This is a genomic window from Sphaerisporangium album (assembly GCF_003323745.1).
In the GTDB taxonomy this organism is placed as follows: domain Bacteria; phylum Actinomycetota; class Actinomycetes; order Streptosporangiales; family Streptosporangiaceae; genus Sphaerisporangium; species Sphaerisporangium album.
The window spans coordinates 231,213-253,746 of the sequence record NZ_QOIL01000011.1; the positions used below are offsets into that span (position 1 = coordinate 231,213).

A 22,534-nucleotide genomic window follows, 5' to 3' on the forward strand; every position below is an offset into this window, starting at 1 on the left:
CCCCCTTCCGCGGCGGTGACGGGCCCCTTCCTCCCGCCACCGCCGCGGGCGGCCCGGCCGCGGGTCCCCCTCCCTCTTCCTGAGGTCCCGCGACCGGGCCGTCCTTTCCTGTCTTGTCCGGATTTAATCTACTTAGTAAAGGCGCCGGGACGGTGCTCGCACGGTCGGACGCGTGGTGCAGTGTGGTCCGGCGTGGTCCGGCGTGGTCCGGCGTGGTCCGGCGTGGTCCGGCGTGGTCCGGCGTGGTCAGGTCAAGCGCGGCCGAGGAAGGCCAGCAGGCGGTCCAGCGGCCAGGTGTTGATGACGTCGTCCGTCGTCAGCCAGGCGCGCTGGGCGAGGCCGACGCCGAACCGCAGATTGCCCAGGTGGGGGACGGCGTGCGAGTCGCTGTCGATGGAGAACTTCACCCCGTGGTGGCGCGCGAGCCGGATCAGGTCGGACGGCAGGTCGGCGCGGTCGGGGTAGGCGTCGATCTCCATCACCGTGCCGGTGCGCCCGGCCGCCGCGAAGACGGCCTCCCAGTCGGCGTCCACCGGCGCGCGCTTGCCGATCTTGCGCGTGGTGGGGTGGCCGATGATCTGCACGCCCGGGTTCTCGCAGGCGGCGATGAAACGGCGGGTCATCTCGTCCCGCGACTGCGTGAAGTGCGAGTGCACGGACGCGACCCGGACGTCGAAGCCCTCCAGGACCTCCAGCGGCCAGTCGACGGTGCCGTCCGGCGCGATGTTCAGCTCGGTGCCGTGCAGCAGCCGCATGCCCGGATACGACGCCTGAAGCCGGTACAGCTCCTCGCGCTGCTCCAGCGCCTTGTCCAGCGTCATGCGCTGCATGAACAGGTTGGGCGCGTGGTCGGTCACCGCGTAGTACGCGTACCCGCGCGCGGCCGCCGCGTCCAGCATCTCTTCCAGCGTCGCGATGCCGTCGGTGAGGTTCGTGTGCGTGTGCAGGTCGCCCCTGACGTCCTCGAGGGTGACCAGCTCGGGAAGCTCGCCGCGCAGCGCCGCCGCGACCTCGCCGCCGTCCTCGCGCATCGGTGGCGGCACCCACTGCATGCCGAGCGCCGCGTAGATCTCCTCCTCGGTCTCGGCGGCGATGACCCGCTCGCCCTCGAACAGCCCGTACTCCGACAGCTTCCAGCCGCGCTTCACGCACATCTCGCGCAGCCGCACGTTGTGCTCCTTGGAGCCGGTGAAGTACTGCATCGCCGCGCCCCACGACGCGGCCGGCACCACCCGCAGGTCCACCTGGAGGCCCGCCGTCGTGCGCACCGACGTCTTGCGCTCGCCGCTCGCGATGACCTCCGCGACGTACGGCTGCTCCTTGAACACGTCCATGAGGCTCTGCGGGCCGACGGCCAGGATGTCGACGTCGCCGGCAGTGTCCTTCATGCGGCGCAGCGACCCGGCGTAGGCGATGCGCTCGGCGGGCAGCGAGGCGATGACGCGCTCGGCGACGTCCATGGCGACGCCGAGGTGCACGCGCTCGCCGGCCTGCCGTAGCTGCTCGATGCCCTTGAGCAGGTTCTCCTCGGTCTTGGCGCCGAAGCCCTTCAGGCCGGTGAGCCGGCCCTGGTGGATCGCCTCGGCCAGCGCCTCGGGCGAGTCGATGCCCAGCTCGTGGAACAGGAACACCGCCTTCTTGGGGCCGAGCGAGGCGATGCGCGTCATGCGGCGCACCCCCTCGGGCACCTGGGACCGCAGGTCGTCGAGCTGGCGGAACGCGCCCCGCTGGAGGAACTCCTCGACCTTCTTCGCGATGGCCTCGCCGACCCCCGGCACCTTGCGCACGTCGGCCCGCGAGATGTCCTCCGGGAACCCCGCGATGGCCTTGGCCGCCTTCTGGTAACTACGCACCCGGAAGGCGTCCCCACCGGTCATCGCGAAGAGATCGGCGTACTCTTCCAACGCCGCCGCGGCCTCGTCATTCGCCCGTCCCATGCGCCTCAGCTTACGGAACCCCGCCGACAATCCGCGGCCCGCGGCCCGAGGGAACGGCCGGTGGCGGGCCGTCCTTCGCGGACGGGTCAGTGGTGGCCGGACCCTCGGCAGAGCAGTCTGGATCTTTCCCTTAAGAGCCGTCAGCGGCGGGACGGATCCCCGGGGACCACGACCGTGGGCCGGGGCCTCCGGGGAGCTCTCAGTGGCGGATGACGCGGGGCCGGTAGGGCTCGGCCAGGAAGGCCAGCTCCTCGTCCGACAGCGACAGGTCCACGGCGGCGACCGCGTCCTCGATGTGCCGGTCCTTGGTGGCGCCGACGATCGGGGCGGTCAGGCCGGGCTGGTGCAGTAGCCAGGCCAGGGCCACCTGGGCGGCCGGCACACCGCGCTGCTTGGCCGTCTGGGCCACCCGGTCGAGGATCTGCCGGTCGTTCTCCTGATCGGTGTACAGGTACTCGATGCGCGGATCCGTCCCCGCCCGGGTGGTCGCGTCGTCGGACCCGGCCCGCGCGAGCACGCCACGCGCCAGCGGGCTCCAGGGGATCAGCCCCACGCCCTGGTCCAGGCAGAGCGGAATCATCTCCCGCTCCTCTTCTCTGTAAAGAAGATTGTAGCTCTGCATCTCAGGCATGATGTCGCCAGGAGGTGCATCGATGACGCCGAATCCCCCCATCCCTGTGGTCTCGTACGCTCGTATCTCGGCTGATATCCGGCGGGACGAGCACGGCGTACAAGATCAGCACAAGGTGAATCGCGACACTGCCTCGCGCTTCGGCTGGACCGTCGTCCACGAGTACACCGACAACGACAAGTCGGCGGCGAAAGAGGGCGTTGTCCGGGACGACTTCGAGGCGATGCTACGCGCCTTACGTGCGGGGAAGCTGCCGAATGGCACACCGGTACAGGGTGTCGTGATCGTGGCAGAAGACCGGCTTGCGCGCCGTCCCGGCGACTATGAGCGGTTCGTGGAAGCGATCACGTTTCAGGACGGGCGCGTCTTTGCCGATGGGCGGGGCAGCAAGGACCTGTACAACGAAGACGTTGAGAGTATGGGGCTGTTCGGGGCGGTGATCTCCAAGATGGAGGTACGGAAGATGCAGCGACGCATGCGCCGTTCGCATCGTGCCCGTGCTGAGGAGGGCAGGCCGTCTGGCGGGCCACGCCCCTTCGGCTGGAACGAGGATCGTCTCACCCTGAACGAGGACGAGGCCGGGTTCCTACGGCAAGCCGCGAAGGACTTCCTTGGCGGACGTTCACTTCATTCGATCACTCGCGGATGGCAGGCACAGAAGGTCGTGACTTCGCTTGGCAACGAGTGGAGTGTGCGCACCCTCAAGGCCGCTTTGCGGAGCCCTCGCATCTGCGGCTTGCGAGAGCTAGGCGGAGAGCTGGTCCGGGGCGTGGACGGTGACCCGATCCAGGGTAAATGGGCACCGATCATCACTCAGGAGGAGTGGACCGCGATCCGGGCTGTTTTCAACGCCCGCAAGGGCCACTTCATCACGCGAGACATGGAGATCGGAAGGGCGCATCCGCCCGACTACCGTGACCCTGCCTACCTGCTTTCGGGTATCGCGCGCTGCGGACGCGTCGGAGAGGACGGCAAGATCTGCAACACTCCCATGAGGGTCAACGTCAAGAAGGGGGCCGGTCACCACGCCTACGTCTGCCGGAGCAAGGCGGAGGGGGGCTGCGGTCGCTGTAGCCGTCGCGGTGATCTGGTGGACCTCTTCGTCTCTGAGGCCGTCTTGGCGAAGCTCGGTGAGGTGACGTTCGCCGAACCCTCGGAGGGCATAGACCCGCATGCTGAGGAGCGTCTCAAAGCCACGCAGAACCGCTTGAACGAGCTGACCACTCAGTGGAACGCGGATAACATCGGCAATGAGCTGTTCTTCAAGCTGGCCCCGGGCTTGGAACAGGAGATCGCACGGCTTCGTGCGCTGATCAACAAACAGAACGCTACGGCAGAACTGCGCCGCAAAAGAGTCGTAATGGACGTAGCAGCAATCCGGCGGCGGTGGATTTTCCCTGGTGATGAACGCGAGCCGCCGAGAATTCTCACGGAGGGTGAAGGCGGGCTGCCGATCTCGCAGAAAAGGACATACGTCCGCGAGGCGTTGCATGCTGTGATCGTCCGCCCGGCAGGAAAGGGGCAGAAGATCTTCAATCCCGACCTGTTGGAGCTGGTGTGGCGGGAAGACTGACGAGACGTCCGAAGACGTCTTGAGAGCTGTTCGGGGTGTCGCCTTACCTTCAGGTGACACCCCTCTTACCCTGGGCCGCTGAACAGGCGTACAGGGACGGACTTCTCTGGACGTCCACGGACTTCCTTGGACGTTGACGGACGTTGACGGACGCGTCTGGGATGTCCTGATGCGGGAACTTTTGCCTGGTCTTACTCGTTGCGTAGGTGGTACACCTGAAGGCGTCCATGCCACCCGATCACGAGAGACAGGACCAGCGAGAAACCGGCCCGCGATTTATTGGCGCGAATACAACTACCGGGAATACAAACCTAATTACATGGTTGCCGTTCCGCTGGATGTGCCCGGCCCAGCGGTAGGCCAAAATAATTGGCGCGCCAACCGGTCTATAAACATCGCGCACACACTTACAAACACTCCAAGATACTCTCGCTGAAGCACCATCGTTACGCCATGCCGTGTATTCGGCATGCCCGCGATGGTGCTTCCGTCTTCCGTGCAGGGTGGCCCCCTGCGGCGGAAGGAGCCCCCAACTGGTACCCCGTGACTCGGTACCTCTGGCAGAGCTTGCAAAGGAGTGGGGCAAGCGCAAGGCCAGTGAATCCCCCCAGTGGTCATCCGACAAGTGGAAGCGCGTCGCGACGGTCTTCGGCGTGGAAGTGAGTTCCGAGACTCCTTCCCGTCCTGTCCCGGATCAGGATGGGAGGGCCGCGTGAGCGACGTTCCCGGCTTCTCGCCTGAGATCTACGCTGCTGCTCAGCGCGCGTCGATGCCGGACTTCGCCCGGTGGCAACAGATGGTGCGCGCCACTGGTGGCTGTGCTGAGCCGATCCGGCTTCAGGGTCACCGGATCACCTTCGACTCGGCTCTAGAGGTCCTGGATGTCTACCGGACGGCGGATGAGCCAACCGGGTATCTGCTCACCGCGTGCGGCAACCGTCGCGCGTCCCGGTGTCCGGCCTGTGCGGAGGTCTACCGGGATGACACCTATCACCTGATCCTGTCCGGCCTGCGGGGCGGCAAGGGCGTCCCTGAGGACGTGAGCGCGCATCCCAGGGTGTTCGCCACCTTCACCGCCCCCTCGTTCGGCGCGGTCCACGCTCGACGCGAGAGGGACGGTAAGGCGCTGCCGTGTCGTCCCCGGCGGGACAACCCGGTGTGCGAGCACGGACGGCCGCAAGGCTGCGGTGCCCGCCATGACGAGGATGATTCCCAGGTCGGGCAACCGGTCTGCGTGGACTGCTACGACTACCCCGGGGCGGTGCTGTGGAACGCGCACGCGGGCGAGTTGTGGCGGCGCTTCACTCAGACTCTCCCGGCCGTCTTCGCCCGGCGGCTGGGCATCTCACGCGCGCAGCTACGGCGGCGACTGCGGCTGTCGTACGCCAAGGTGGCCGAGTATCAGGCGCGCGGCCTGGTCCACTTCCATGCCGTGATCCGGATGGATGGACCTGACGGCCCCGGGGCGGCCCCTCCGGGCTGGGCGAGCGTGCCTGTGCTCCAGGGGGCCATCACGGAGGCTGCGGCGGGCGTCTCGGTCCCGGTGGGCGAGGACGGCGCCTCGTTCGTCGCTCGCTGGGGTGGTCAGCTCGACGTGGAACCGATCTATGTGTCTGCTTCGCTGGAAGGGGTGGCAGATCAGCGGGTGGCGTCGTACATCGCCAAGTACGCCACCAAGGGGGCGGAAGCCTCCGGGACGGTTGACCGGCCGATTCGGCAGATGCGTGACGTGGCGTTCCTGGATGTCACCGAGCATGCCCGGCGCATGATCTACACGTGTTTCGTGCTGAACGACCTTCCCGAGTACCGGCTGATGCCGCTTCGGCGGTGGGCTCACATGCTCGGGTATCGGGGGCACTTCTCCACCAAGAGCCGCCACTACTCAACGACGCTGGGCACGCTGCGGCAGGCTCGGGCCGATCACCAGGCCGAAGAGGCGCGCAAGCGTCGGGGCCTGCCTGACCCGGCCGAACGGCAGACGGTCACGGTGGGCGAATGGCGGTTCGCCGGAAGCGGCCACAGGGACGGCGAACGGTTCTGGGCTGAGCTGGCACGGCAACGCATCGCCACAGCTCGCCAGATCGCACGGCAACAGGCTCGCGAGCAACCGCCCGGCTGATGGCTGGCTGACTCCGTGCGGTAGTGGTGTGGCCGGCGCCAATGCGAAGCACCCCGTAGGGGCCGCGAAGCGGTTGGGGCCGGCGACACCACGGCGGAGAGGGAGTTACCGGCCTAACCCTGCTCGATCTCTGACATGAGCATCCGGAGAGTCAGACTGTGCTTTTCGGGCGGAAGCTTGTCGAGGGCTGAACGGGCGTAGACCACGCCGCCCGTCCGGTCCCCTGCGCGTGCCAGCATCAGGCCCCGGTGCATCTCCAAGTGAGTAGCGAAACGAGGTAGAGAGGCAGGCAGATGCTTGGCTGCTACCTCCTGTGCTCGGAGCGCCGTCCGCTCGTCCCCTAGACGAGCCGCTAGCAGGCTGGTGAAGACGTTCACGCGCCACAGGGGGACGGCGTAGTCCGATTCCTGTTCCTCGGAACCTGCCACGTCGAACACCCTTCGGCCTTCCTCAAGCAGTGCTTTCGCGGCCCTGCCATCTCCACGAATCGCCGCCACGTGAGCTTTCCCGAACAGGGCGTTCAACCTGCCTAGCGATGGCTTGTCCGAGATGGCCAACGCTTGGTTTGCGAAGGTCTCCGCGACCGACAAGGAAGCTCCCTCGTATCCGAGTGCGATAGCTGCCCTGCCTCGGACCCATACACGCGCTGAGTCGTCCTCGGAGCGGTCGGCTGCTTGCATGGCCATGAGGTACCAGTTGACGGCCTTTGAGCCGTCGTTGCCGGGGAAGGTCTTGCCGTACAAGGTCATGAGCTTGGCGGCGACATCCCAGATGCGAGGCTTGTCTACCTGCTGTTGCAGCACAACAAGGTCACTGGCGAGGCGACGTTGTATCTCGCTGGCTCCTAGAGACATGTAGTCGTTGCCGTAGGCGGCGAGTTTGGCGTGCCAGTGATCCAGTGTGGGTCGTTTGGTCAGTGCTGCGGCAAAACCGTGCTCAATGAGGTCGGACGCCACGACCGGAGCAATGGCGGTGGCGGCGACATTGGTAAGGAACGTCCGGCGCTTCACAGGGTCGCTCTCCAGTGCCGTAAGGGGAACTTCTAGCACTGTGGCCAGGTGCCGGAGCCAGAACGGGCCGGGAGTGCGCTTGCCAAGCTCCCAACGCGAGACGTCTTCGCGCGTCACGGTCGCGCGTTGCGCCTCCTCACAAAGCTTCGTTGCGAGGGTGCTTTGCGACCAGCCCTGATGCAAGCGAAGCTCTCGGATCACTTCACCGGTCGTGTGCATGGGGCCAGTATGCGCTTGATCTGCCGTGCCATCGCGTGATCGTCGCGAAGTCCGGGGACTTGGCCCCCTCCTGGCCCCTCCCTGGCCCCTCCTGGCTCCTGGTGTGATCCCTGCCTGGCTACCACCTGACCACTTGTTGGCCACTCCGGGAACGCTTCACCAGACGGTTTGCTGTGTGCGTCACGCAACGTGCTCGCCCGCTTCCCGATCGGAACGGCGGGCGTCGTCAGGCAACGAATGGAGGCCGTATGAATCTCTCGGACACTCCTGACGCCACGATCGCGGCCCCGGTTCATGATCCACAACGTCCGAACGTCGCTCGGATGTATGACTACTTCCTGGGCGGCAAGGACAACTTCCCTGCCGACCGTGAGGAGGCAGACAAGATCATCCGGGCTGTCCCCTATCTTCCTCGGCTTGCGGTGGCCAACCGGACCTTCCTCGCCCGGGTGGTCCGCTACCTGGCTCGGGAGGCGGGCGTCCGTCAGTTCCTGGACATCGGCTCGGGCTTGCCCACTCGGCAGAACGTTCACGAGGTCGCGCAAGAGATCATCCCCGGTGCCCGGGTGGTGTACGTGGACAATGACCCCTTGGTGCGGGCTCATGCAACGGCCATCCTCGCCACCACGCCGACCACATACGCCCTTACCGGTGACCTCCGGTTGTCCGAGGAGATCGTGAGGGCGGCCGGTCGGTACCTGGATCTGTCCGAACCTGTCGGGGTGCTGCTGTTCGCCGTCCTTCACTTCTTTCCGGACGGTGGCGCACACGACCCCTACGAGATCACGGGAACCCTGCTGCGTGCGCTGGCACCCGGCTCGTATCTGGCCGTATCCCACCTGGAACCGACTCCGGCCATGATTGCGGCATCTCTGCACTACACCCCCGCTGACGTGGTGTTCCGTGATCACGCACAAGTCTCGCGGTTCTTCACGGGCACGCGGCTGGTCGATCCGGGTGTGGTGCGGCTGAATGAGTGGCGGCCGGTCGATCATGACCCGGTGTTCCCCAGCGATCACCCCGATATCCCGGTGTGGGTGCTGGGCGGCGTGGGACGCAAGCCATGATCGCGGAGCTTGCCACCGTGAAACGTCCCCCGGTCGCGGTGGCGGTGCTGCGGCTGGCGCGCGAACTGGAGTCCCATGGCATCACCGCCGACCCCCACGAGGGCGATGGGGTGGCTGCATTGTCGGTGGCCTGCTGGCTGGTGGTGTGGTGTCATGACCACCCTGCCGGACTTTGTTTCCGATGGTGGACCGGTCGGGTATCGCTGAATACCGGGCGGTGGATTTACGCCCTGTGCCCGGCGGACAATCCCACGACGGCGGCGCGACGGATAGCCGCGCGATTTCGAGAACTGCGCGCCCTCGAAGAGGCGGAAGTCCAACTTGAAGAACACCGGTCGCCATGGCCTATCTAGATCAACTCGAAATCGTCTGGGTGCGCTCGGCGAAAGTCGCCGCTTACCGCTATGGCATGGTCGGCGAGGTCCGGGCCTTTATCTTGGACGTGACGCCTCGGCCGTATGAACTGCGCTGTATTCTGCCTGGCCCTAAAGGGGAACAGTTCATTCAGCGTCTCCCCAGCGAGGAAGACGCTCACGAGCGGGCACGCGAAATGCTGGCTCAATTCATGCGGCGTCTTGCCTCGCCTTCATCCGGGAACGGCGGGCCTTCGCCTGCGCCGTGACCTCTCAAGCTGGGGCGGTGACGTGGTGACATCCCGGCCTACAGGCCGTGGGTTGAGCCTCATCCCTGCGTCGTCGCCCCCTCCAGGCTCGGGGGACGGGCATCCAACTAAGGGGGTATGTAGATCGGCATTAGTTGATCTCAAGGCATAGGGATGTAAGCACCTAGAGCCCCCGGTTTGCTGAAGCCGGGGGCTCGTCCTTTTGAGAATAGAGCGTTGTTCATAGCGCCACCTCCAACAAAAAGGTCAAAACTGTGAAGAAGTCCGGCTGGGCCATCTGTCCCGGACCTTGCGGGCAGCGGGTCTACATCCGCAGCGAACCTGAGAACTGCCCGAACTGTGGCGCGGCCATTTGCTTCGTCAACTTCGAGATTAGCGAGAACTAGATCACGTGGCGCAATCGGGTTATGTCGAATCCGAGAACGATCAGTGTCCCGAGAGACAGAAGGGAGAGAGGTAACGCAGAAGCCCCCCACGGGCCTGCCCCTTGGGGAGCCCGGTGGGCCGGTGCGAAGCGCCGGACCGTCGATCGCCCCCAACCCCGCAACAGGATTAACCACCCCGTGGCGATCGTAGGGCTGTAGGGGTGACTACCTGAGAAGGGTCGTGCTGCGTTGGTCGGGGGTCGTTGCCCGAGGACGGCGCGGCCCCGGGACCGGCCGAAGGCCGCAGCCCGGGAGCCGCTGGCCGCCGCAGGGCGGACGGCCCCCGACGGCGGCGCTTGCGCCGCCCTAGACCATGTAGAGAAGATCCTCGCCGAGTCGGGACTGCCGTTCAAGATCGACAAGAGGATTCGGTTTGGGAGGTTGAGCAGACGTGCAGGTCAAGGGGGTAGTGATGGCCAATGTGGGTGGCGCTACGCCGCGAGAGTGCAGGCGGATTTCTTCATGCCTGAAGTGAACCACTTGTTGTAGTGGGGCTGCATGGCCACGAACTTCGTCCACCCGTGCCGCTCGGCGACATGCTGGGCCTTGGCGAACTGCCAGGCGTACATGGTCGAGGCGCCGATGTACCGCACCTTGCCCGCGCGGACGAGGTCGTTCAGGGCCTCCATCGTCTCCTCGATGGGGGTGTTGTCGTCCCAGCGGTGGATCTGGTACAGGTCCACGTAGTCGGTCCCGAGCCGGGTGAGCGAGGCGTCGATGGCCGCGTGGATGTGCTTGCGCGACAGCCCATGATCGTTGGTGGCGATCTCGACCGGGAAGTAGACCTTGGTCGCCAGGACGTACTCCTCGCGGCGCGTGAAGATCTTACGCAGCAGGCTTCCCGTGACCTCCTCGCTGGCGCCGGCCGAGTAGGTGTCGGCGGTGTCGAAGAACGTCACCCCCGCCTCGGCGGCCTTCCTGACCAGCGGCTCGGCCCCCTCCTCATCCAGCACCCACTCCTGCCACCGCGCCGGATCCCCGTAACTCATCATCCCCAGACAGACCCGCGACACCTTCATCCCGGTCGTCCCCAGGCGTACGTATTCCATGTCTATTACCTCCCGAACGGCCATCCCATCACACGTCCCTGCGAGCGCGGCAAAGGGGCGGAGAGCCCTGAGGGAGAGCTCGGCGACGCCCGTGAACGAGAGAACATTCCCTCGAGTTCGAGCGCTTCTATGTGACGATTCCTCAATAGAAATCCGCCCGTGACGGTCGGCCACCGCGGGCCGTAGGTGCCATTCCCGGGGCCGACCGTCCGCCCCGATCTTCTGGGAGACGCATTGCCGCACCACGTGGAGCCTACGTACCGGCATCTGCTCGAATGGTACGACTTCCAGATGCGGAACATCTCCGTCACGTGGGTGCCGGGCACGGACACGGGTCGGCTCGCGGAGGTGCTCGGCGCGGATCCGTCGACGGCCGGGCAGAGAAACCTCGCGGACGCCTACGACGAGTCCTACGAGCGAGCGGTGTCAGGCGAAGGTCCGAATCCGGTGCTCATCGGCCTGGCCGGGGCGTGGCTCGTCGTCCTGGAGCCCTTGGCCTCAGGAGGGCGTCGCAAGCTTGAGGCGCTCTCCGCCGCAGGCGAGGCTTGCTGCATCACCGTGGCCCATGGGTCGTATTGCTCGTTCTACTATGCGCGCGAAGGTCGGCTCGTGTGCCGTCTGGTCCGGCTCGACGACCCGGAGGGAGACGTGCGCCCTCTCGAACCGCGCCTCGCCGGCCTCGGATTGCGGGACAAGGTGACGTTCGACGTCTGGCTGACGCACGCCTTCCTCCTGGCCGAGCGAATCACCGGCGTCCATCTAGGTGAAGAATGGTTCGCGGACGAGCACACGCGGTACTTCTACGGCGGAGCCCTGCTCGTAGGCTCGTAGATTCAAGGACCGCTGAAAGTCTGACGGTCAGCGGGCGAGGGCTTCGAGGGGGCTGGAGAGCACCTTGGAGAAGGCGAGTTCGGCGGCGCCGATCAGGGTGCTGTCGTCGCCGAGGCCCGAGGTGCGGAGGTGTACTTCGCGGGAGATGACCAGGGCGTTGGAGGTGACGCGGTGGTGGACCTCCGGGGCCGCGCTCGGGTAGACCTCGCGGAGCATGCCGCCGAAGATGACGACGCCGGGGTTGAACAGGTTGATCAGGTTGGCGACGCCGATGCCGAGCCAGTCGCCGATGCGGCGCAGGGCGTCGCGGGCCGGTTCGTCGCCGCGCGCGGCCGCGTCCACCACGGCGCGCACGCCCTCGCGGCCGGACAGCTCCGAGGTGCGGCCTGCCATGTCGATCAGGGCCTGCTCGCCGACCTCCGCTTCCAGGCAGCCGCGCGAGCCGCACCCGCAGGCCCGCCCGTCGTACGGGTTGACGATCATGTGGCCGAGTTCGCAGCCGTACCCGCGGTCGCCGTCGAGCAGCTTGCCGCCGACGATGATGCCGCCGCCCACGCCGACGTCCCCGTGCAGGTAGACGAGGTTCTGAAAGCCGACGCCCGCCCCGCGCTGGTGTTCGGCGAGCGCGCCGAGGTGGGCCTCGTTGCCGACCGCCACCGGCAGCCCGAGCCCCAGCCGGTCGCTGAGCTCGGTGCCGAACGCCTGGTCCACCCACCCCATGTTCGGCCCGAAACGCACCATTCCATCCCCGGGGCGGATCATGCCGCAGTACGCCGCCCCCACCCCGACGCACACCGAGTCCGGACGCGCGTCGCGGTGCAGGAGGCGGGCGAAGCGGGCGAGCACGCCGACCACGTCGTCCAGGTCGGCGCCGGCGCGCCGCCGCACGGCCTCCCTGCGGGCCAGGATCGTCCCGCCGAGCCCGACCCGGGCGGCGACGAGCCGGTCCACGCGGACGTCGAAGGCCAGGACGTACACGCGGTCGGACTCGGGGCGGACCACCAGCGACGGCCGGCCCGCCTTGCGGGTCTCCTTGGGGAGCTCCTCGCGGACCAGCCCGGCGGAGGTGAGCTCGGCGGTCAGCGCCATGATGGTGCTGCGGTTCAGGCCCATGCGGTCGGCCAGCACCGCGCGGGAGACGGCGCCGCCCAGGTGCACGTGCCGGAGCAGGGCGCCCAGATTGTGCTGGCGGATCTCCTCCTGGGACCGACCGGCTTTCAGCATCGTGGGGATCCTGATGACTCGGGAGCAGTCGGGCCGTCGCCGACGCAGTCATGATAACCGGCTGTCAGCCCGTTTTCCCGGTTCGGAATCCGAAGAAAGGGATCATCGGAGTCGCCCGTAACCTCGGCGACACCCGGCGAACCGCGCTCCGTCGCCACCGGTCGGGAGCGGCGTGCGGCGCGGCGCCGGGAGTCACCGGAGCGGCCGGGTCATCACGGTTCGGTGGAGCGGGGACCCCAGGACTTGACGGCGCGGGTCCCTGGGCTCGGCGGAGCCGTCCTCAGCGTTTGGTGGAGCGGGTCCTTAGGTGGTGGAGCGGGTCCGGGGTGTGGTGGAGCGGGCCCCGGGGTGTGGTGGAGCGGGTTCTCAGGACTTGGTGGAGTAGGAGTGGGCGCCGGCGCCCGCGAGGTGCCCTCCCTGGACGATCAGGTACTCGTCGCGGATCGGCTTGCCCTCCAGCCAGCACTCCAGGATCTCCCGCGTCCCGGCCGCGTAGCGGGTCTGGGCCGACAGGGAGGAGCCGGAGATGTGCGGGGTCATGCCGTGGTGCGGCATGGACCTCCACGGGTGGTCGGCCGGGGCGGGCTGCGGGTACCAGACGTCGCCCGCGTACCCGGCGAGCCGGCCGCTCTCCAGGGCGCGGACCACGGCGTCGCGGTCGCAGATCTTGGCCCGCGCGGTGTTGATCAGGTACGCGCCGCGCTTCATGCTCGCGATCAGCTTGTCGTCGAACATGCCCTCGGTCTCGGGGTGCAGCGGCGCGTTGATCGTCACCACGTCGCAGACCGGCACCATGTCGGCGGTGGAGGGGTGCCAGGTCAGGTTCAGCTCCTCCTCGACCTCGCGCGGCAGCCGGTGGCGGTCGGTGTAGTGCAGCCGCACGTCGAACGGCGCGAGCCGCCGCAGCACGGCCAGCCCGATGCGCCCGGCCGCGACGGTGCCGACGTCCATGCCCTCCAGGTCGTAGGACCGCGCGACGCAGTCGGCGATGTTCCAGCCGCCGTCCAGCACCCACTTGTTGGACGGCAGGTAGTTGCGCACCAGCGAGAGGATCATCATGACCACGTGCTCGGCCACGCTGATGCTGTTGCAGTAGGTCACCTCGGCCACGGTGACGCCGTGCCGGATCGCGGCGTCCAGGTCGACGTGGTCGGAGCCGATGCCGGCGGTGATCGCCAGCTTGAGGTTGGGCGCCCGCTCGATGCGCTCGGCGGTGAGGTACGCCGGCCAGAACGGCTGGGAGATCACCACGTCGGCGTCGGCGAGTTCACGGTCGAACGCCGAGCCGTCGCCCTCCTTGTCGGAGGTGACGACCAGCGTGTGCCCGGCCGCCTCCAGGAAGGTGCGCAGGCCGAGCTCGCCGGACACGCTGCCGAGCAGCTTGCCCGGGGTGAAGTCGACGGCCGAGGGGGTCGGCAGCGTCTGGCCGCCCGGGTAGCCGTCCAGGACGGGCAGGTCGTCGCGCGCGTAGGTGGCGGGGTAGCCGTCAACCGGGTCGTCGTACAGGACGCAGAGGATCTTCGCCATCGTCGTCGCCTTCCGTCCATCGGGAGCTGTTGATCTCACCTTCCGGGCGGGCCGGGACGGGGTCAAAGCGTATGTCCCTATGGGCGATAGGCGGAGTCTATCAACGCAGATGGCGGCGCAGGTTCTGGTCCAGCGCGTCCCGGATGTCCAGCCCGCGGGCGACGTGCAGCATGGCCCGCACGAGCACCGGCTCGGGGGAGCGGTCGGCGGTCACCAGGCCGATCCTCGGCGGGCGCGGCGGCGGCTCCATGCGCACGACGCGCAGGCCGTCCGGGACGCCGAACATGGTGAGCCAGGCGTGCGCGATGACGCTGGACCATCGGCGGGTGGCCACGTGGGCGAACAGCGCGGACACGCTGTCGGTCTCGACCGCCGGGACGACCGCCGCGCCCACCGCCCGGAACAGGTCGTCGAGGATGCGCCGGTTGCGCATCTGCCCGCCGAGCAGGCACAGCGGCAGCGCGGCGACCTCCGTCCAGCGGGCCAGCGCGCGGCCGGCGAGCTCGCCGTCGTCCGGGGTGAGCAGCAGGTAGCGCTCCTCGTACAGCGGCAGCGCGCGGGCGTGGTCCTCCTCGTCCAGGTACGTCAGCGCGACGTCGATCTCGAAGTCGCCGAGCCGGCGGTGGATCTCGCGGGACGACAGCGAGACCAGGCCGACCCGGGCGTGCGGATGCCGCTCACAGAACGGCGCGGTGAGCAGAGAGGCGGTGGGCAGCGCGGTCGGGATCGCGCCCACGTGCAGGACCCCGGACAGGCCGGTCTGCATCTGGACGAGGTCGTCGCGCAGCGCGTCGCGGTCGGCGAGGATGCGATGGGCCCACAGCAGCACGCGCTCGCCCTCGGCGGTGAGCCCGGCGAACCGCTGCCCGCGCCGCACCAGCGTCACGTCGAGGTCCTTCTCCAGCCTGCGGATGCCCGCGGACAGCGACGGCTGGGAGACGTGGCACGCGGCGGCGGCCCGCGTGAAATGCCGCTCCCGTGCCAGGGCGACCAGATACTCCAACTCGCGTAAGAGCATGCCGTAGCGTACGCGAATCCGGGTTCACCCGGCGATGCCCCGTCGCGTGACCCGCGGGTGACGGCGACGGGTCCGGGCATGATCGTGGGCGGCGACGCGCGGGCCACCCGAGGAGGTCTCGTGGATGCCAGAGGGAGGCCATGTATAACGCCGCTGTTGCGATGGGATCCGCCTCTTGTAGCTGGAATGTGCGAAGGTATGGTGATTGCTTGTGACGACGTTCCGGATCAGCGAGGCCGCCGCGCTGCTCGGGGTCAGCTCCGATACCGTCCGCCGCTGGGTGGACTCCGGCAGGCTGGCGGCCGAGCGCGACGAGAACGGCCACCGGCGCGTCGGCGGTGCCGACCTCGCCGCGTTCGCGCGGTCCCAGATCGAGGCCGGGGACGGTTCGGGGCTGTCCTCGGCGCGCAACCGCTTCCGCGGGATCGTCACCGAGGTGATCCGGGACGCGGTGATGGCGCAGGTCGAGATCGCCGCGGGGTCGTACCGCGTGGTGTCGCTGATGAGCCGCCAGGCCGCCGACGAGCTGGGCCTCCAGCCCGGCGTGGTGGCGGTCGCCGTCATCAAGTCGACCAACGTCGTCGTGGAGATCCCCGACCACACCCGCATGGTGAACCAGTAAGGAGCCCTTGGTGTTCAGGCGTCTATCCCGGTGGGCGGTCGCCGCCCCCGTCGTCCTCGCGCTCGCCACAGGCCTGTCCGGCTGCGGATCCGGGGAACCGGCCGCGACCGCGTCCTCCCCCACGTCCGCCTCAACGACCGCTCCCGCCGAGGCCACGACGCTGAACGTGTTCGCCGCCGCCTCGCTCACCGGGACGTTCACCGAGCTCGGCAAGGCCTTCGAGGCCGCCCACCCGGGCGCCTCGGTGAGGTTCAACTTCGGGTCCAGCGCGACGCTCGCGCAGCAGATCACCCAGGGCGCGCCCGCGGACGTCTTCGCCGCCGCCAGCCCGGCAACGATGAAGACCGTCACGGACGCCTCGCTGGCCGCCTCGCCGGTCACGTTCGTACGCAACAAGCTGGAGATCGCCGTCCCGCCGGACAACCCGGCCAAGGTGGACGCGCTGTCCGACCTCGCCGACCCGAAGGTCAAGGTCGCGCTGTGCGCCGCGCAGGTGCCGTGCGGCGCCGCCGCCGTCAAGGCGCTCGACGCCGCCGGGGTGACGGTCAAGCCGGTCACGCTGGAGCAGGACGTCAAGGCCACGCTCACCAAGGTGCAGCTCGGCGAGGTGGACGCCGCCCTGGTGTACAAGACGGACGTCCTCGCCTCGCAGGGCAAGGTGACGGGCATCGCCTTCCCCGAGGCCGACAAGGCCGTCAACGACTACCCGATCGCCCCGCTGTCCAACGCCTCCGCGCCCGGCCTGGCCCAGCAGTTCGTCGACCTGGTGCTGTCCCAGCAGGGCAGGGACGTGCTGGGCAAGGCGGGCTTCGAGACCCCCTGATCCCGTGACCCGCGCCACGCCTTCCGTCCGGTCCCGCACGCGGCCTCGTCCGGGGTGTCGCGTGGCTTCCCTCGTGTCGTCCACCGGCCGGCGTCCCGCGCAGCGTCGTCCGGATATCTCATGACTTCTCCAGTTTCATCCTCCGGCCACGCCAGGATGCGGCCTCGCCGTGGCGCGGCCGGAGGCGACCGCGTGATGGGCCGCCCGCCCTGGCCGCTCCTGATACCCGCCGTGATCGGCATGGCCTTCCTGGTGCTGCCGCTGGCCGGGCTGCTGGTACGCGCGCCGTGGTCCACGTTGCCGTCCCGGCTGGCGGGGGCACAGGTGCTGGAGGCACTGCGGCTGTCGCTGGTCACCGCGACCGTCGCCACGGCCGTGTGCCTGCTGCTGGGCGTGCCGCTCGCGTGGCTGCTCGCCCGCGTGAGCTTCCCCGGGCGGCGCGTCGTACGGGCGCTCATCACCGTCCCCCTCGTGCTGCCGCCCGTCGTCGGGGGAGTGGCGCTGCTGCTGGTGCTCGGCCGGCGCGGGCTGGTCGGCCAGTGGCTGGACGCCACCTTCGGCGTCTCGCTGCCCTTCACCACGGCGGGCGTCGTCGTGGCCGAGGCGTTCGTCGCGATGCCGTTCCTGGTCATCAGCGTCGAGGGGGCGCTGCGGGGCGCCGACCCGCGCTTCGAGGAGGCCGCCGCCACGCTGGGCGCCTCGCGCTGGACGGTGTTCCACCGCGTCACGCTGCCCCTGGTCGCGCCCGGGGTCGTCGCCGGGGCCGTCCTGTGCTGGGCGCGCGCCCTGGGGGAGTTCGGCGCGACGATCACCTTCGCCGGCAACTTCCCCGGACGCACCCAGACCATGCCGCTGGCCGTCTACCTTGCCCTGGAAACCGACCCCGAGTCCGCCATCGTCCTCAGCCTGGTCCTCCTCGTCGTCTCGGTCGCCATCCTCGCCGCCCTGCGCGACAGGTGGGTGACGTCCCCATGAGCCGGCCCGCCCCGTCCGCCCGGCCAGTGCGACCGCGCATCCGTACACCCGCGCGGTCCGCCGCCGGGCACGCCGGATCAGGCGTCCGCCCGCCGACCTGGCCCGTGCCGCGAGATGGTGGGGCGCACGTCGGTCCCGCCCGGCCGAGGGCGCTGCGATGAGCGGCTCCGGCGCCGCTGACGGTGGTGGGCTGCGGGCGCGGCTCGTCGTCACGCGGGCCGCGTTCGTCCTGGACATCGAGTTGGAGGTCGCGCCGGGGGAGGTGCTGGCGCTGCTCGGGCCCAACGGCGCCGGGAAGACCACCGCGCTGCGGGCGCTGGCCGGGCTGGCCGCCCTGTCGGAGGGGGGCCGCATCGGCCTCGACGGCCGTCCCCTGCACGACCTGCCGGCCGAGCTCCGCCCCATCGGCATGGTCTTCCAGGACTACCTGCTGTTCCCGCACCTGTCCGCCCTCGACAACGTGGCCTTCGGGCCGCGCTGCCACGGCGCGTCCAAGGCCGAGGCCCGCCGCACCGCCGCGGCCCTGCTGGAGCGGGTCGGCCTGTCCGCGCACGCCTCCGCACGTCCCGGCACCCTGTCGGGCGGTCAGGCGCAGCGCGTCGCCCTGGCCCGCGCCCTGGCCGTCGGGCCGCGGCTGCTCCTGCTGGACGAGCCGCTCGCGGCCCTCGACGCGCACACCCGCCTGGAGATCCGCTCACAACTGCGCCGCCACCTGGACGACTTCGACGGCGCCGCCGTGCTCGTCACCCACGACCCGCTGGACGCGATGGTGCTCGCCGACCGGCTCGTGGTCGTCGAGGACGGCGCGATCGTCCAGACCGGCCCGCCCGCCGAGGTCGCCCGCCGTCCCCGCACCGACTACGTCGCCCGCCTGGTCGGCCTCAACCTGTACCGGGGCACCGCCTCCGACCGCCGGGTCGAGGTGGGCGGTATGTCCTTCAGCGTCGTCGAGCATCTTCAGGGCCCGGCGTTCGTCGCGTTCTCACCGGCCGCCGTCGCCCTCTACCGGGCCCGTCCGGACGGCACCCCGCGCAACCTCTGGCAGGCCCGCATCGAGGGCATCGAACGGCACGGCGACAACGTCCGCGTCCACCTCGAAGGCCCCATCACCGCCTTCGCCGACATCACCCCCGCCGCCGTGGCGGACCTGGACCTCACCCCCGGCCAGGCCATCTGGGCCTCGGTCAAAGCCACCGAAACCCACGCCTATCCGGCATGACTCGCTTAGCGTTCGATGGAAGGGCCTCGACGACAGAGCGCGAAGTGCGTTGATCAAGGCCGGTATCGTCGACCACTGAGGAAGGCCGAAATAAGAATGGAGTACGAGGAGGCCGAGGAGGGCATTCCTGAGAGCCTGCTGCGGGCCATGGAAGCGAACGACATCGATCTGATCCGCGATAGCCTGGTAGCTGCGACTCTCGGGGGGGCCGATGACTGGCGCTGGGTTCAGGACAGATGCCTCGAACTGTGCGATCATCCAAACCTTTACGTGCGCGAAGTGGCCATCACCTGTCTGGGGCATCTCGCGCGCATTCATGGAACACTCGATCTCGACCGTGTAATGCCGAAACTACGTGAGCTGAAACGCGTCCCAGAGACCAGGGCCATCGTGCAGAACACCTACTCCGATATCTCCATATTCATCTATCGCGGCATTTCGAACGTGAACGGCTGAACGGCCCCACGTGACCGGGACGGCGCCTCCCCGAGTGAGGTGCCGTCCCGGTCTCGTCGAAACGCCCTCGCGTGTCCGTGCGGCGTGCGGTGGCGGGTTGCCGGGCAGGCCGGGCGATCAGGAAACGGTGCCGTCGGGCAGGGTCCAGGTCGCCGTGAATTCGGGGCAGGCCGAGCCCGGGGAGGTCTGGAGCTGGAATTCGGCGGAGTATTCGGTGACCCTCCACTTCCGGCTGCTCGGGTCGAAGGCGGCCGCGCGGGGTTCGAACGTGAAACTCCACGTCATCTCGGCGCTGACGTCGGCGCCGCCGCACTGGAACTGCACGCCGACCGGAGTGCCGGAGCCGGACCACGTCGTCGCGGCCGGGTCGTCGCCCCTGGAAAGCACCGCCGCGCCGTCCACCCACGTCTGCGACAGGCACGGCTCGCCGGTCTCGCACGGCGAGAGCGACGCCGAGATGGTCGTGAAGTCCTCGCAGGCCCAGTTGTCGAAGTCCGACCGGCAGTTCGCCTGCTGGAGGGGAACGCTCAGCGGGTCCTTCGGGAGGGCGGCGTCGAGCACGCTCGTCCGGGTCAGCGTCAGCCCGTCCCGGAAGATCTCGGTGACGTCCTTCACGGACGTGCCGGACTGTTTCTCCAGTTCCGCGATGGCCTTCTTCGCGGCGTCCCGCTCGTCGCGGAGCTGGTCTGTCTCTTTGCTGACGGTGCTCACCCTGCTCTGCAGCGACGCCAGCCGGCTCTCCTGCGCGCGCGCCGCGTCGCGCAGCTCGGTTATCTTCATCCCCGCGATCACCCCGCCGACGGCCGCCGACGTGAACGTGAGCAGGAACAGGACGGCGAAGACGCGGACACGGCCCGGCCGGGCTTGGCGCACTGGATCGGCCCCCCTAGCTGCACAACGGCCAGATGACTATTGGTCCTATGAGGGAAACCACGGGCAGCGCAATCATCACACGCATGCCCTCGCCATGGCAGTCCCTCCACCTGACCGTGTCCCGGCCTCGTGCCCGCTGATCGGTCCGGTTCTCCACCGGTCCTCGCTACGAGGGTCGAGGGGGAACGCCATGGGGCTCGTAGGCGTGCCGGTACTTCACCTCGAACCACACCGTGCGCCCGGTGTCGTCCTCGTGGACGTCCCAGCGGTGGGAAATGTGGTCCACCAGCACCAGGCCGCGTCCGCCTTCGGCCTGGTCGTCATCGCACACGCGCGGAGCCGTTTCGCCGCCGGCGTCCACCACGTCGACGCGGACGAGGTCGTGACAATCGGCGATGGCCAGGGTGACCACGCCGCCGTTTCTCGAATTGGAATGGACGGCGGCGTTGGTGACGACCTCGGATACCAGTAATACGACGTCGTCCAGCGCCGGGTGATGCTTCCCGAGTTTGGCGCGCACGTATTCACGGGCCTGTGCGGCCGACTGCGGAGAACCGGTCAGGTGGGTAACGCCGAGCAGGAATCCTGTCATCATCGGCATGCCTTTTCGCTCGCCGGAGAATTGCCGGACGTGATCGGGAGTTCGCCCTAACAGAATGCCGCCATCGGACTACTCTTGGTAGTGGATCGCATCCACCCCGTGACCACAGTCATGGTGGGCGGCGTGATTCATGCAGCGAAGTGTCCTAGTCGATAGGCAGGTGCACCATGCCCCCCGACCGAGAGCCAGACCCGTACGAGTCCCCGCGCGCCCTGTTCGCCTTCGAGCTGCGCCGCTACCGGAACGCGGTCAACATGAGCCAGCGCCAGCTCGCCCAGCGCCTCGGCTATTCCGACTCGATGGTCAACATGGTCGAGCAGGTCAAACGCCCCCCGTCCCGCCAGTTCGCGGAACTGTGCGACCAGGTCTTCGGCCTGGACGGCACCATGGTCAGGCTGTATATGGCCACGACCTGGCACAAGGCCCCCGAATACCTGCGCCCGTGGCTGGAGGAAGAGGAGGACGCGACGGGGCTGAGAACCTGGCAGCCGATGATCGTCCCCGGTCTGCTCCAGACCGAGGCGTACGCTCGTGAAGTCCTCGCCGCAACGCCCGGCATCACCGATGAGGTGCTGGAAAGGCGGCTGACCAACCGTATGCAGCGGCAGGCGATCCTTCACCGGGAAAAGCCGCCCGCGCTCAGCGTGGTCATGGACGAAGGCGTTATCCGGCGCGTGATCGGCGATATGGAGGTCACCCGCGAACAGCTAAGGTACCTGCTTGAGATCGCCCGGCATCCCCAGGTGACGATCCAAGTCGTGCCTTGCACGGTGCGGGCGCACTGCGGGATGGCAGGCGGCTTCATCATCGCGGAACGGAACGGGCACCCCTACGCCGCATACACGGATGCGCAACCGTCCGGACGCACCTTCGACGACCGCCGATTGATCGCCGAGCTGGTCCGCCGGTACGACGCGCTCCGGGCCGAGGCCGTCCCGTTCAGCCAGTCACTTCGACTAATAGAGGAAGCGGTGAACCAAAGTGATGCAAGACCTTCAGGACGCACGGTGGCGTAAGAGCAGCTTCAGCGCGGACCAGGGAGAGTGTGTCGAGGTGGCGTCGAACCTGCCGGGGCTGGTAGCGGTCCGCGACAGTAAGAACCCGTCAGGTCCGGCTCTTGTCGCCTCTCCTGGCGGCTGGTCGGCGTTCCTGCGCGGCCTCGCGCGAGGAGAACTGTCCGCCTGACCTGGCCGCGTCCCCCTGGTGATGGATCCTCAGGTGAGATGTCCCGACGGTGCTCATCTGAGGATCGGTCACAGGCCAGCGAGCGGGCCCTCCCGTCGGCCGGGTCAGGTGGTGCGGTTCTCCTTGCGGCGGACGAACTTCAGGCCGGACCAGTCGTCGCCCAGGGCGGCGACCTTCACGTCCACGACGCCGAGCGGCAGTAAGACCTCGCGCAGCAGATTCTCGGTGATGTCACTGGCGTGCCCAGCGGCGCGGCGGGGCCAGGCGATCCACAGCATCGCGTGGTCGGCGAGGTCGTGGACCAGTTGGGACGACTCATCCGCCAGGTCGGCCGCCGCGCGGTAGAAGGCCACGGTGACGTCGGCCCCGGCGGTCCCGCCGGCGTTCGTGACCGCGCAGTCGTCGGGGAGGTCTGGGATGGCCCAGCCATCGGGGCGGTGCGCCAGGCGGACCCGGTAGCCGGGCTTGACGCCGATCTTCTTGGCGAGCGGGGTGCCCGAGTATCCGGAGGTGGCCACGCCCCACCGT

23 protein-coding genes are annotated in these 22,534 nt (G+C 68.4%); 13 read left to right on the forward strand and 10 right to left on the reverse strand.

Translation table 11 applies throughout. The annotated features are described in order from the left end of the window. Positions 1 to 251 precede the first annotated feature (251 nt). Together polX and DQ384_RS20800 are read right to left on the reverse strand one after the other, a co-directional pair. Positions 252 to 1,937, reverse strand: coding sequence for a DNA polymerase/3'-5' exonuclease PolX (gene polX, locus DQ384_RS20795; RefSeq protein ID WP_114030515.1), 1,686 nt, complete (start codon positions 1,935 to 1,937; stop codon positions 252 to 254). Positions 1,938 to 2,136: 199 nt separating this feature from the next. Next, positions 2,137 to 2,517: an aldo/keto reductase gene (locus DQ384_RS20800; RefSeq protein WP_245966654.1), complete on the reverse strand. Its 381-nt coding sequence runs from the start codon at positions 2,515 to 2,517 to the stop codon at positions 2,137 to 2,139. A 73-nt stretch (positions 2,518 to 2,590) separates the two neighbouring features. Here DQ384_RS20800 and DQ384_RS20805 point away from each other — a divergent pair, with 73 nt between their 5' ends. Then, complete coding sequence (locus tag DQ384_RS20805) at positions 2,591 to 4,141, forward strand: recombinase family protein (protein ID WP_181871311.1); 1,551 nt, start codon at positions 2,591 to 2,593, stop codon at positions 4,139 to 4,141. Between the two features lie 712 nt (positions 4,142 to 4,853). Further along, positions 4,854 to 6,260 (forward strand): replication initiator, encoded by a 1,407-nt coding sequence (locus DQ384_RS20810; protein ID WP_181871312.1) that lies wholly within the window; start codon positions 4,854 to 4,856, stop codon positions 6,258 to 6,260. A gap of 113 nt (positions 6,261 to 6,373) precedes the next feature. On the opposite strand, the gene DQ384_RS20815 is transcribed toward DQ384_RS20810, so the two are convergent. Next, positions 6,374 to 7,489, reverse strand: a complete 1,116-nt coding sequence (locus DQ384_RS20815; protein WP_114030518.1) for a helix-turn-helix domain-containing protein — start codon at positions 7,487 to 7,489, stop codon at positions 6,374 to 6,376. 248 nt (positions 7,490 to 7,737) lie between these two features. Between DQ384_RS20815 and DQ384_RS20820 the strand changes: the two genes are divergently transcribed. Genes DQ384_RS20820 through DQ384_RS40490 form a run of 3 tightly spaced genes read left to right on the forward strand, consistent with a single transcriptional unit; the run spans position 7,738 to position 9,178 of the window. Then, positions 7,738 to 8,556 (forward strand): SAM-dependent methyltransferase, encoded by an 819-nt coding sequence (locus tag DQ384_RS20820; RefSeq protein WP_114030519.1) that lies wholly within the window; start codon positions 7,738 to 7,740, stop codon positions 8,554 to 8,556. Then, a complete protein-coding gene (locus tag DQ384_RS40485; RefSeq protein ID WP_147268848.1) occupies positions 8,553 to 8,909 on the forward strand; it encodes a hypothetical protein in 357 nt (118 codons plus the stop codon). The genes DQ384_RS20820 and DQ384_RS40485 overlap by 4 nt, the downstream gene beginning before the upstream one ends. Continuing rightward, complete coding sequence (locus DQ384_RS40490; protein ID WP_147268849.1) at positions 8,897 to 9,178, forward strand: hypothetical protein; 282 nt, start codon at positions 8,897 to 8,899, stop codon at positions 9,176 to 9,178. Before DQ384_RS40485 ends, DQ384_RS40490 begins: the two co-directional genes overlap by 13 nt. Positions 9,179 to 10,034: 856 nt before the next feature. Here DQ384_RS40490 and DQ384_RS20830 read toward each other — a convergent pair. Continuing rightward, positions 10,035 to 10,652, reverse strand: coding sequence for an aldo/keto reductase (locus DQ384_RS20830; RefSeq protein ID WP_114030521.1), 618 nt, complete (start codon positions 10,650 to 10,652; stop codon positions 10,035 to 10,037). A gap of 291 nt (positions 10,653 to 10,943) precedes the next feature. Here DQ384_RS20830 and DQ384_RS20835 point away from each other — a divergent pair, with 291 nt between their 5' ends. Further along, positions 10,944 to 11,483 (forward strand): hypothetical protein, encoded by a 540-nt coding sequence (locus DQ384_RS20835; protein WP_147268850.1) that lies wholly within the window; start codon positions 10,944 to 10,946, stop codon positions 11,481 to 11,483. 27 nt (positions 11,484 to 11,510) lie between these two features. Here the strand turns inward: DQ384_RS20835 and DQ384_RS20840 are convergent, their stop codons facing one another. The 3 genes from DQ384_RS20840 to DQ384_RS20850 all read right to left on the reverse strand — a co-directional run bounded on the left by DQ384_RS20840 (position 11,511) and on the right by DQ384_RS20850 (position 15,252). Then, positions 11,511 to 12,707 (reverse strand): ROK family transcriptional regulator, encoded by a 1,197-nt coding sequence (locus tag DQ384_RS20840; RefSeq protein ID WP_114030523.1) that lies wholly within the window; start codon positions 12,705 to 12,707, stop codon positions 11,511 to 11,513. Positions 12,708 to 13,073: 366 nt separating this feature from the next. Further along, on the reverse strand, positions 13,074 to 14,234 hold the full coding sequence (locus tag DQ384_RS20845; protein ID WP_114030524.1) for an NAD-dependent formate dehydrogenase: 1,161 nt from the start codon (positions 14,232 to 14,234) through the stop codon (positions 13,074 to 13,076). Between the two features lie 100 nt (positions 14,235 to 14,334). Beyond that, entirely contained in the window at positions 14,335 to 15,252 is a 918-nt protein-coding gene (locus DQ384_RS20850; protein WP_114030525.1) for a LysR family transcriptional regulator, read from the reverse strand. Positions 15,253 to 15,463: 211 nt separating this feature from the next. Here DQ384_RS20850 and DQ384_RS20855 point away from each other — a divergent pair, with 211 nt between their 5' ends. From DQ384_RS20855 to DQ384_RS20875, 5 genes are all read left to right on the forward strand, one after another. Then, positions 15,464 to 15,874 (forward strand): TOBE domain-containing protein, encoded by a 411-nt coding sequence (locus tag DQ384_RS20855; protein ID WP_114030526.1) that lies wholly within the window; start codon positions 15,464 to 15,466, stop codon positions 15,872 to 15,874. Positions 15,875 to 15,881: 7 nt separating this feature from the next. Next, on the forward strand, positions 15,882 to 16,697 hold the full coding sequence (gene modA, locus DQ384_RS20860; RefSeq protein ID WP_114030527.1) for a molybdate ABC transporter substrate-binding protein: 816 nt from the start codon (positions 15,882 to 15,884) through the stop codon (positions 16,695 to 16,697). A gap of 156 nt (positions 16,698 to 16,853) precedes the next feature. Next, positions 16,854 to 17,672 carry an ABC transporter permease gene (locus DQ384_RS20865; protein WP_181871313.1) on the forward strand — a complete coding sequence of 273 codons (819 nt, stop codon included), beginning with the start codon at positions 16,854 to 16,856 and terminating at the stop codon, positions 17,670 to 17,672. 157 nt (positions 17,673 to 17,829) lie between these two features. Beyond that, the gene (locus DQ384_RS20870) at positions 17,830 to 18,891 is read left to right on the forward strand and encodes an ABC transporter ATP-binding protein (protein ID WP_114030529.1); all 1,062 of its coding nucleotides are present in this window, start codon (positions 17,830 to 17,832) and stop codon (positions 18,889 to 18,891) included. Positions 18,892 to 18,987: 96 nt separating this feature from the next. Then, complete coding sequence (locus tag DQ384_RS20875) at positions 18,988 to 19,347, forward strand: hypothetical protein (RefSeq protein ID WP_114030530.1); 360 nt, start codon at positions 18,988 to 18,990, stop codon at positions 19,345 to 19,347. A gap of 117 nt (positions 19,348 to 19,464) precedes the next feature. Here the strand turns inward: DQ384_RS20875 and DQ384_RS20880 are convergent, their stop codons facing one another. Together DQ384_RS20880 and DQ384_RS20885 are read right to left on the reverse strand one after the other, a co-directional pair. Beyond that, on the reverse strand, positions 19,465 to 20,220 hold the full coding sequence (locus DQ384_RS20880; RefSeq protein ID WP_114030531.1) for a hypothetical protein: 756 nt from the start codon (positions 20,218 to 20,220) through the stop codon (positions 19,465 to 19,467). 166 nt (positions 20,221 to 20,386) lie between these two features. Next, on the reverse strand, positions 20,387 to 20,815 hold the full coding sequence (locus tag DQ384_RS20885) for an ATP-binding protein (protein WP_181871314.1): 429 nt from the start codon (positions 20,813 to 20,815) through the stop codon (positions 20,387 to 20,389). Positions 20,816 to 20,988: 173 nt separating this feature from the next. On the opposite strand from DQ384_RS20885, the gene DQ384_RS20890 reads away from it, so the two are divergent. Both DQ384_RS20890 and DQ384_RS20895 read left to right on the forward strand, forming a co-directional pair. Further along, positions 20,989 to 21,837 carry a helix-turn-helix domain-containing protein gene (locus tag DQ384_RS20890; RefSeq protein WP_114030533.1) on the forward strand — a complete coding sequence of 283 codons (849 nt, stop codon included), beginning with the start codon at positions 20,989 to 20,991 and terminating at the stop codon, positions 21,835 to 21,837. Beyond that, positions 21,806 to 22,006, forward strand: a complete 201-nt coding sequence (locus DQ384_RS20895) for a DUF397 domain-containing protein (RefSeq protein ID WP_114030534.1) — start codon at positions 21,806 to 21,808, stop codon at positions 22,004 to 22,006. Before DQ384_RS20890 ends, DQ384_RS20895 begins: the two co-directional genes overlap by 32 nt. 104 nt (positions 22,007 to 22,110) lie before the next feature. Here DQ384_RS20895 and DQ384_RS20900 read toward each other — a convergent pair whose 3' ends face one another. After that, positions 22,111 to 22,524, reverse strand: coding sequence for a hypothetical protein (locus DQ384_RS20900; RefSeq protein WP_220183039.1), 414 nt, complete (start codon positions 22,522 to 22,524; stop codon positions 22,111 to 22,113). Positions 22,525 to 22,534: the final 10 nt, after the last annotated feature.

Excerpts from the sequence above, each read along its gene's own strand:
- DQ384_RS20820 (WP_114030519.1), top strand. The coding sequence starts at position 7,738 with ATGAATCTCTCGGACACTCCTGACGCCACGATCGCGGCCCCGGTTCAT.
- polX (WP_114030515.1), bottom strand. The coding sequence starts at position 1,937 with ATGGGACGGGCGAATGACGAGGCCGCGGCGGCGTTGGAAGAGTACGCC.
- DQ384_RS20830 (WP_114030521.1), bottom strand. The coding sequence starts at position 10,652 with ATGGAATACGTACGCCTGGGGACGACCGGGATGAAGGTGTCGCGGGTC.
- DQ384_RS20870 (WP_114030529.1), top strand. The coding sequence starts at position 17,830 with ATGAGCGGCTCCGGCGCCGCTGACGGTGGTGGGCTGCGGGCGCGGCTC.
- DQ384_RS20850 (WP_114030525.1), bottom strand. The coding sequence starts at position 15,252 with ATGCTCTTACGCGAGTTGGAGTATCTGGTCGCCCTGGCACGGGAGCGG.
- DQ384_RS40490 (WP_147268849.1), top strand. The coding sequence starts at position 8,897 with ATGGCCTATCTAGATCAACTCGAAATCGTCTGGGTGCGCTCGGCGAAA.
- DQ384_RS20815 (WP_114030518.1), bottom strand. The coding sequence starts at position 7,489 with ATGCACACGACCGGTGAAGTGATCCGAGAGCTTCGCTTGCATCAGGGC.
- DQ384_RS20835 (WP_147268850.1), top strand. The coding sequence starts at position 10,944 with ATGCGGAACATCTCCGTCACGTGGGTGCCGGGCACGGACACGGGTCGG.
- DQ384_RS20890 (WP_114030533.1), top strand. The coding sequence starts at position 20,989 with ATGCCCCCCGACCGAGAGCCAGACCCGTACGAGTCCCCGCGCGCCCTG.
- DQ384_RS20845 (WP_114030524.1), bottom strand. The coding sequence starts at position 14,234 with ATGGCGAAGATCCTCTGCGTCCTGTACGACGACCCGGTTGACGGCTAC.
- DQ384_RS20840 (WP_114030523.1), bottom strand. The coding sequence starts at position 12,707 with ATGCTGAAAGCCGGTCGGTCCCAGGAGGAGATCCGCCAGCACAATCTG.
- DQ384_RS20865 (WP_181871313.1), top strand. The coding sequence starts at position 16,854 with ATGCGGCCTCGCCGTGGCGCGGCCGGAGGCGACCGCGTGATGGGCCGC.
- DQ384_RS20800 (WP_245966654.1), bottom strand. The coding sequence starts at position 2,517 with ATGATTCCGCTCTGCCTGGACCAGGGCGTGGGGCTGATCCCCTGGAGC.
- DQ384_RS40485 (WP_147268848.1), top strand. The coding sequence starts at position 8,553 with ATGATCGCGGAGCTTGCCACCGTGAAACGTCCCCCGGTCGCGGTGGCG.
- DQ384_RS20895 (WP_114030534.1), top strand. The coding sequence starts at position 21,806 with ATGCAAGACCTTCAGGACGCACGGTGGCGTAAGAGCAGCTTCAGCGCG.
- DQ384_RS20805 (WP_181871311.1), top strand. The coding sequence starts at position 2,591 with ATGACGCCGAATCCCCCCATCCCTGTGGTCTCGTACGCTCGTATCTCG.
- DQ384_RS20885 (WP_181871314.1), bottom strand. The coding sequence starts at position 20,815 with ATGATGACAGGATTCCTGCTCGGCGTTACCCACCTGACCGGTTCTCCG.
- DQ384_RS20875 (WP_114030530.1), top strand. The coding sequence starts at position 18,988 with ATGGAGTACGAGGAGGCCGAGGAGGGCATTCCTGAGAGCCTGCTGCGG.